This is a genomic window from Aeromonas bivalvium (assembly GCF_000819765.1).
Classification (GTDB): domain Bacteria; phylum Pseudomonadota; class Gammaproteobacteria; order Enterobacterales; family Aeromonadaceae; genus Aeromonas; species Aeromonas bivalvium.
Window position 1 is genome coordinate 306,524 of the sequence record NZ_CDBT01000063.1, and the last position, 7,537, is coordinate 314,060.

A 7,537-nucleotide genomic window follows, 5' to 3' on the forward strand; every position below is an offset into this window, starting at 1 on the left:
AACCCATGTTTGATTACGAAATGTTGCGTCTGGTCTGGTGGGTACTGGTCGGCGTGCTGCTGATCGGCTTCGCCATCACCGACGGTTTCGATATGGGGGTGGGCGCCCTGCTCCCCTTCGTCGGCAAGAAGGATGTGGAGCGTCGGGTGATGCTCAACACCATGGGCCCGCACTGGGAAGGCAACCAGGTGTGGCTGGTGACGGCGGGCGGGGCCCTGTTCGCCGCCTGGCCCATGGTCTATGCGGCGGCCTTCTCCGGCTTCTACATCGCCATGATCCTGACCCTGATGGCGCTCTTCTTCCGCCCGGTCGGCTTCAAGTACCGCTCCCTGCAGGAAGACGCCAAGTGGCGCTCCAACTGGGACTGGGCTCTGTTTGCCGGTAGCGCCATTCCCCCCGTCATCTTCGGGGTGGCCTTCGGCAACCTGCTGCAGGGTGTACCGTTTGACTTCAACCAGTTCCTGATGATGACCTATCACGGCAACTTCTTCGGCCTGCTCAACCCGTTCGGCCTGCTGGCCGGTCTGGTGAGCCTGTTCATGATAGTGACCCAGGGCGCCACCTGGCTGATGATGAAGACCGAAGGGGAAGTGCTGGCCCGCTCCCGCACCGCCGCCATGATCTTCTCCCTGCTGACCCTGGTGCTGTTCGCCCTGGCCGGTGTCTGGGTGAGCGGCATGGATGGCTATGTGATCGTGGGCTCCGTCGCCACCGATGCCGTCACCAACCCCCTTCACAAGGAAGTGGTGGTGCAGTCAGGTGCCTGGATGAACAACTACGACCTCTACCCCTGGATGATCGCCGCTCCCGTGCTGGGTCTGGTGATGTGCCTGCTGACCGCGGTGGCGGCCAAGCTGGACAAGGGGTGGGTTGCGTTCCTGTTCTCCTCCCTGGCCATCGCCGGCATCATACTGACCGCGGGTTTCTCCATGTTCCCGTTCGTGATGCCTTCGAGCCTGGCGCCGTCCCAGAGCCTGACCATGTGGGATTCCACCGCATCGTTCAACACCCTCAAGGTGATGACGGTCGTCGCCGTCGTCTTCGTGCCGACCGTGCTGGCTTATACCATCTGGACCTACATCAAGATGTTCGGCCGGGTGAGTAACCAGCACATCGAAGACAACCAACAATCGCTCTACTAAGAAGGTGCCCTGATATGTGGTATTTCACCTGGATCCTGGGTCTGCTGCTGGCTTGTGCGTTTGGCATCATCAATGCGCTCTGGCTGGAGCACACCGAGAACCTGGATCGCCAGATAGATGAAGACAAGTGACAGGCTCGCCCGGCTGGCCGCTCCCCTGGAGCGCCAGCCGTGGCAGGGGCTGATGTTGCTGGCGGCGGCCCTGCTGGCCGTCGCCATCTTGCAGGCGCCCAATCTGGTCGCAGCCAACACCAGCGAGCACGGCCACTGGGTCGCGCCCTGGCTGATGTGGGCGGTCAGTTGCGGCGTGATGCACGGCCTGGGATTCCATCCCCGCAGCCTGATTGGCAGACTCTTGTTCTGCCCCTGGCTGGCCTGGCCAAGCCTGCTCTATGGGCTCTGGCTGACACACACTTACTTCCTGCCATAAAAACGGGGGGAGACAGGATTTCCCTGTCTCCCCCTGCTTCTTTCCTATGCACCCCTGCGCTATGATAGCCCCCCATCAGACTGTCGAATGGATCACAGATTGTTATGGGGGAAGTTACTGAGTTTCCGGTACGGGTCTACTACGAAGACACAGACGCCGGGGGCATCGTCTACAACGCCAATTATCTCAAGTTTATGGAGCGGGCCCGCACCGAGTTTTTGCGCGCCGGCGGCATAGAGCAGGACCTGCTGCTCGATCTTGGCATCGCCTTCGTGGTGAGCCGGACCGAGATCGATTTTCGTTCGGCGGCCCGCTTCAACGAATTACTGACCGTAATGACGCAAGTGACCGAAGTGAAACGCGCCTCCATGCGCTTCTCGCAGCGGATACTGGCGGCTGATGGGCGGCTGATCACCCAGGCCATGGTACAGATAGCCTGTGTCAGCCACCCGATGATGAAACCTGTTGCAATACCTGAAAATGTGAAGGGAGTGCTGTTAAGTGCACGCTGAAATTTCGTTTATTGGTCTGTTCTGGCAAGCCAGCCTGTTGGTCAAACTGGTCATGTTGACCCTGATGGGCATGTCCGTCGTCTCCTGGGCGCTGATCATCCAGCGCGCCAAGGTGATCAAGGCGGCCAACCTGGCATCCGAGCAATTCGAGGACAGATTCTGGTCCGGTGTGGATCTCAATCGTCTCTATCAGGAGTCCTCCGCCCGCCGCGATGACATCGAAGGCATGGAAGACATCTTCTACTCCGGCTTCAAGGAGTACGCCCGCCTGCTCAAGGCCGGTGCCCGTGGCCAAGATGCGGTGATGGACGGTACATACCGTGCCATGCGGGTCTCCCTCTCCCGTGCGGTAGACGATCTGGAATCCAACCTGCCGGTGTTGGCGACCGTGGGCTCCATCAGCCCCTATATCGGTTTGTTCGGCACCGTCTGGGGCATCATGAACGCCTTTATCGCCCTGGGTCAGGTGCAGCAGGCGACCCTGCAGATGGTGGCACCCGGCATCGCCGAGGCGCTGATCGCCACCGCCATGGGGCTGTTTGCCGCCATCCCGGCGGTTATCTTCTACAACCGTTTCTCCAACAAGGTAGAACGGCTTGAGAACGCCTACGCCAACTTCATGGACGAGTTCACCACCATACTGAACCGTCAGATCGCGCAGCAGCAGGGTGACCAGTAATGCAAACCTATCAGCGGATCCGGCGCAAGAAGGTGGCCGAGATCAACGTGGTGCCTTATATCGACGTCATGCTGGTGCTGCTCATCATCTTCATGGCGGTGACGCCCGTGATCACCCAAGGGGTCAAGGTGGATCTGCCCCAGGCGGAGTCCGAGCAGCTGCCCGAGGATGCCAAGCCCCCCTTCATCGTCAGCGTCAACACCGAAGGCGAGTATGTGATCAAGGCGGGGGAGGCGGACGATGAGCCCGTGCCCCCTGGCTCCCCCGAGGCGATGCAGCAATTCATCACAGAGCAGGCCATGGGCTATCTCGCGGTCAACCAGAATGCCCCCGTGGTGGTGGCCGGTGACAAGTCCGTGCGTTACGAAGAGGTGATCCTGCTGATGGTCGCCCTGAAGAAGGCGGGCGTGCCCCAGGTCGGTCTGATGACGGATCCGGTGAACTGACGGAGATGGATGTGAAGCGTGGTATTTCCGGTTATCTCATCGTCTCGCTGCTGCTGCACCTGATCATCGGCATCATACTGCTGGTCGGTGTCGACTTCAGCAAGCCCAAGCGGCCTGCCTCCTCGGCCCAGATAGTCAATGCGGTGATGCTGGATGACGAGTTTCTTGCCGAACAGGCCGCGAAGATCCAGCAACAGCAGGCCCAGCAACAGAACAAGCCGGCGGTGAAGGCCGAGATAGATCAGGCCAAGCAGGCCCGGGAGCTGGAGCAGGAACGGCTGCGCATCGCCGAGGTCAAGCGCAAGGAGGCCGAAGAGGCGACCCGCAAGGCCGAAGCCGAGAAACAGAAGAAGCAAGCCGAGCAGAAACAGGCCGAGGAACGGGCCGAGCAGGCGGAGCAGGCTCGCAAGCTGGCAGAACAGAAGGCCCAGCAGGCAGAAGCCGAGCGCAAGGCCGCCGAAGCCGAGAGCAAGGCGCTGGCGCTGAAGAAGAAAAAGGAACAAGAACAGAAAGAGGCCCAGGAGAAGCTGGCCAAGGCCGAGGCCGAGAAGAAAGCCAAGGCCGAGGCGGACAAGAAGGCCAAGGCGGAGGCCGAGAAGAAAGCCAAAGCCGAGGCGGACAAGAAGGCCAAGGCGGAAGCCGAGAAGAAAGCCAAGGCCGAAGCCGACAAGAAAGCCAAGGAAGAGGCGGCCAAGAAGGCAAAAGCTGACGCGGAGAAGAAAGCGAAGGAAGAAGCCGACAAGAAGGCGAAAGCCGAGGCCGAGCGCAAACGCAAGGCGGCCGAGGAGGCCAAACTGCAGGCGCAACTGGAGGCCCAGATGCAGGCACAGATGGCGGCGGAGGCCAATGCCCGCAGTCAGGCTGCATCGGCGGCAGCCCGGGGGGAGGTCGATAAATATGCCGCCCTCATCAAGGCCACGGTGGAGCGTTACATGATTTTGGATCCCACCATGCGGGGCAAAACATGTACTATCGGTGTCAAATTGGCCAGCAGCGGTTTCGTCATCTCGGTCGACAACGGCCAGGGTGATCCCGCGGTCTGCCGATCCGGCAGGGCGGCTGTGCTGAAGGCGAATCAGTTGCCGGTGCCCAAGGATCCGGCGGCATTCGAGATGCTCAAGGAGTTCAACCTCAAGCTGGAACCTAGCATCTAAGCGGGACGGGGCGGACAGTGTCCAGGGTCTACCCCGTCTGCAGAGCAAGGACGTTAACCTCTCATTTTTATTGGAACCGAGTACTTAAGCCATGATAAGAAAAGTGTTTTTTGCTTTGGTTGGCTGCTTGTTGATGGGTCAGAGCGCCCAGGCGGCGTTGGACATCGTCATCACCGGTGGCATCGACAGCGCGCGTCCCATCGCCGTCGCCCCCTTCAAGTGGAGCGGTGAAGGTCAGCTGCCCCAGGACATAGCGGAAGTGGTCTCCAATGACCTGATGCGCAGCGGCAAGTTCAAGCCCCTGGCCCGCGGCCAGATGCCGCAGACCCCGAGCACCAGTGGCGAAATCGACTTCGCTCCCTGGGCCTCGCAGGGGGTGGAAGCCGTGGTGGTCGGCACCATAGCGCCGGCCGGCAACGGTGCCTACAAGGTCAACTTCGAGCTGGTCGACGTGCTCAAGGGGCAGCTGGCCAAGACCCAGGGCGGCGAAGCGAACGGCTACATCCTCGACAGCCGCATGGCCACCATTCCGGGTGCCCAGATGCGTCAGTTTGCCCACCGTATCTCGGACATCGTCTATGAGCGCCTGACCGGCGAGCGCGGTGCCTTCCTGACCCGCCTGGCCTATGTGTCGGTGGAGCAGGGGACCCAGTTCCCCTATCAGCTGCGCATCTCCGATTACGACGGCTACAACGAGAAGACCCTGCTGCGCTCCCGCGAGCCGCTGATGTCTCCCGCCTGGTCGCCCGATGGTAGCAAGCTGGCCTATGTGAGCTTCGAGAACCAGAAATCCGAGATCTATGTGCAGGATATCTATAGCCAGCAGCGTAGTCTGATCACCAGCTTCCGCGGCATCAACGGGGCGCCTGAATGGTCTCCGGATGGTCGCCGATTGGCTATCGTTCTCTCCAAGGATGGCCAGCCGGATATCTATGTGATTGATGTGGCTAGCAAGCAGCTGACCCGGGTCACCAACAGCCGCACCATAGACACTGAACCCTCCTGGGCGGCGGACGGACAAAGTTTGCTGTTCACCTCTGAACGTGGTGGCAAACCCCAGATTTATAGCGTAAATTTGGCCACTGGCGCCACTCGTCGCATCACCTGGGAAGGGGATTCGAACCAGGGTGCGTCCATGACAGCGGACGGTAAGTCCATGATAGTGGTCACCCGGGAACAGGGACAGTATCGCATCGCTCGGCAAGATATGGAGAGTGGAGCCATGTTGGTACTGACCCAGAGTGCATTGGATGAGTCGCCAAGTGTGGCTCCTAATGGCAGCATGATCATCTACTCCACCATCTATCAAGGACGCAAGAGCCTGGCTCTGGTCTCGACCGATGGTCGCTTCAAGGCAGTCCTGCCGACGAGCAGTGGGGAAATACGTGCGCCAGCTTGGTCGCCCTTTTTGAATTGATAAAAATTCGATTGTTTTTTGTTTTGTTATAAAGGTTTAAGGAAATAGCATGCAACTCAATAAACTGCTCAAGGGTCTGGCCATCGCACTGCCACTGTTCACCCTGGCCGCCTGTAGTTCTTCTTCCGACTCCGACGCCTCCGGCGCCGAAGCGGGCATGACCGACGGCATGGGTGGGGTTCAAACCGGTGGCGCCAACGGCCTGTTGTCCCCGGAAGAGCAGATGCGTCAGAAGTTCGAAGCGCTGCAGCGCGACAACGTGATCTTCTTCCCGTACGACGGTTACGACATCCAGGGTCAGTACGCCGACCTGCTGGATGCTCACGCCAGCTACCTGCGTGAGCGCCCGTCCGTGAAAGTCCTGATCGAAGGCCACGCCGACGAGCGCGGTACCCCGGAGTACAACATCGCCCTGGGCGAGCGTCGTGCCAAGGCCGTTGCCAAGTATCTGCAAACCCTGGGTGTGCAGGCCGAGCAGCTGTCCATCGTCAGCTATGGCGAAGAGAAGCCGCTGGACCTGTCTCACACCGAGGATGCCTTTGCCAAGAACCGTCGTGCGGTTCTGGTCTACTAAGGTTTCATTCGGATGAATCTTGTGTATAAACATGCGGCCATTTCGATGGCCGCACTTCTATTTAGCATGGGGGCCCACGCCGCGGCGCCCGTGACCGATCTCTCGGGTGGCGACAGTGCCGTCACCGCCGCCTTCGGCAGCAATGCGGGTGCCATCGTGCCCTCAGGCAGCCTGGAGGACAGGGTGGCGCTGCTGGAGCGCACCCTCAATGCCCGTCTGCGTCTGCAAGCAGATCTGCAGCAGCAGGTGGACTCCCTGCAAGGGGAGGTGGCCGACCTGCGTGGCCAGCTGGAGCAGCAGAGCTACAAGATGGAGCAGTCCCAGGAGCGCCAGCGTCAGCTCTATCAGGAGCTCGACAAGGTGAGCAGCCAGCAGGCTGCACCCGCCGCAGCGGCAGCCGCCACGGCGGCGAGCGCAACCGCAGCCACAGCCGCCACCTACTCCAGCAACCAGGATGAGAATCAGGCCTACGACTCGGCCGTCAATCTGGTGCTCAAGGACAAGAACTACGACAAGGCGATCCCGGCATTCCAGGGCTTCATCAAGCAGTTCCCGGACTCGAGCTATGTGCCCAATGCCCACTATTGGCTGGGGCAGCTGCTGTTCAACAAGGGTGACAGACCCGGCGCCAGCGCCCAGTTCAAGACCCTGGCTGACAAGTACGGCAAGTCGCCCAAGCGGGCGGACGCCCTGGTCAAGCTGGGCATGATCGCTCAGCTGGATGGCAACAAGGCCCAGGCTAAAAGCTACTATGAGCAGGTGATCAAGGGGTATCCCAATACCTCGCCGGCACAGCTGGCCAAGCAGAGCCTCGACAAGCTGTAACATTGCGCTAGGTGGTTGTTTTCGTAACACTCTTGTAAATGTGACGGCAGTTTGTACGCGCAGTGAGCAAACGGGTTTAAATTAAGATTTTTCTATTGCACCAGGAATTTAAATCCGTATTATAGGCCGCCGTCAGCGTCGGTACAGTCATGTAGTCGAGGCGGCAGTGGTGAGGGTCGTTAGCTCAGTCGGTAGAGCAGTTGACTTTTAATCAATTGGTCGCTGGTTCGAACCCAGCACGACCCACCATCATTTCACCATCCACGAGATGGACAGATTCCCAGGTCGTTTAGCTCAGCTGGGAGAGCACCTCCCTTACAAGGAGGGGGTCACTGGTTCGAGCCCAGTAACGACCACCA

10 protein-coding genes and 2 tRNA genes are annotated in these 7,537 nt (G+C 60.0%); all 12 read left to right on the top strand.

The genetic code is table 11. The annotated features are described in order from the left end of the window. Positions 1–5: 5 nt before the first annotated feature. The 12 genes from cydB to BN1119_RS19600 all read left to right on the top strand — a co-directional run bounded on the left by cydB (position 6) and on the right by BN1119_RS19600 (position 7,537). Positions 6–1,142 (top strand): cytochrome d ubiquinol oxidase subunit II, encoded by a 1,137-nt coding sequence (gene cydB / locus BN1119_RS19545; protein ID WP_042002213.1) that lies wholly within the window; start codon positions 6–8, stop codon positions 1,140–1,142. 14 nt (positions 1,143–1,156) lie between these two features. Then, positions 1,157–1,273, top strand: coding sequence for a cytochrome bd-I oxidase subunit CydX (cydX, locus tag BN1119_RS20310; RefSeq protein WP_005331536.1), 117 nt, complete (start codon positions 1,157–1,159; stop codon positions 1,271–1,273). Positions 1,274–1,325: 52 nt separating this feature from the next. Further along, entirely contained in the window at positions 1,326–1,571 is a 246-nt protein-coding gene (locus tag BN1119_RS19555; RefSeq protein WP_174217908.1) for a cyd operon YbgE family protein, read from the top strand. Between the two features lie 104 nt (positions 1,572–1,675). Next, positions 1,676–2,083, top strand: a complete 408-nt coding sequence (gene ybgC / locus BN1119_RS19560; protein ID WP_042002221.1) for a tol-pal system-associated acyl-CoA thioesterase — start codon at positions 1,676–1,678, stop codon at positions 2,081–2,083. Next, positions 2,073–2,762 (top strand): protein TolQ, encoded by a 690-nt coding sequence (tolQ, locus tag BN1119_RS19565; RefSeq protein ID WP_042002226.1) that lies wholly within the window; start codon positions 2,073–2,075, stop codon positions 2,760–2,762. The genes ybgC and tolQ overlap by 11 nt, the downstream gene beginning before the upstream one ends. Further along, complete coding sequence (tolR, locus tag BN1119_RS19570; RefSeq protein WP_042002229.1) at positions 2,762–3,208, top strand: protein TolR; 447 nt, start codon at positions 2,762–2,764, stop codon at positions 3,206–3,208. The genes tolQ and tolR overlap by 1 nt, the downstream gene beginning before the upstream one ends. 5 nt (positions 3,209–3,213) lie before the next feature. Beyond that, on the top strand, positions 3,214–4,362 hold the full coding sequence (gene tolA / locus BN1119_RS19575) for a cell envelope integrity protein TolA (protein WP_042002232.1): 1,149 nt from the start codon (positions 3,214–3,216) through the stop codon (positions 4,360–4,362). 91 nt (positions 4,363–4,453) lie between these two features. Beyond that, positions 4,454–5,779, top strand: a complete 1,326-nt coding sequence (gene tolB, locus BN1119_RS19580; RefSeq protein WP_042002234.1) for a Tol-Pal system beta propeller repeat protein TolB — start codon at positions 4,454–4,456, stop codon at positions 5,777–5,779. Between the two features lie 49 nt (positions 5,780–5,828). Next, entirely contained in the window at positions 5,829–6,353 is a 525-nt protein-coding gene (gene pal / locus BN1119_RS19585; protein ID WP_042002236.1) for a peptidoglycan-associated lipoprotein Pal, read from the top strand. A 12-nt stretch (positions 6,354–6,365) separates the two neighbouring features. Further along, the gene (ybgF, locus tag BN1119_RS19590) at positions 6,366–7,178 is read left to right on the top strand and encodes a tol-pal system protein YbgF (protein WP_042002241.1); all 813 of its coding nucleotides are present in this window, start codon (positions 6,366–6,368) and stop codon (positions 7,176–7,178) included. Between the two features lie 173 nt (positions 7,179–7,351). Further along, positions 7,352–7,427: transfer RNA gene (locus BN1119_RS19595), tRNA-Lys, on the top strand. Positions 7,428–7,461: 34 nt separating this feature from the next. Beyond that, positions 7,462–7,537 (top strand) — tRNA-Val (locus BN1119_RS19600).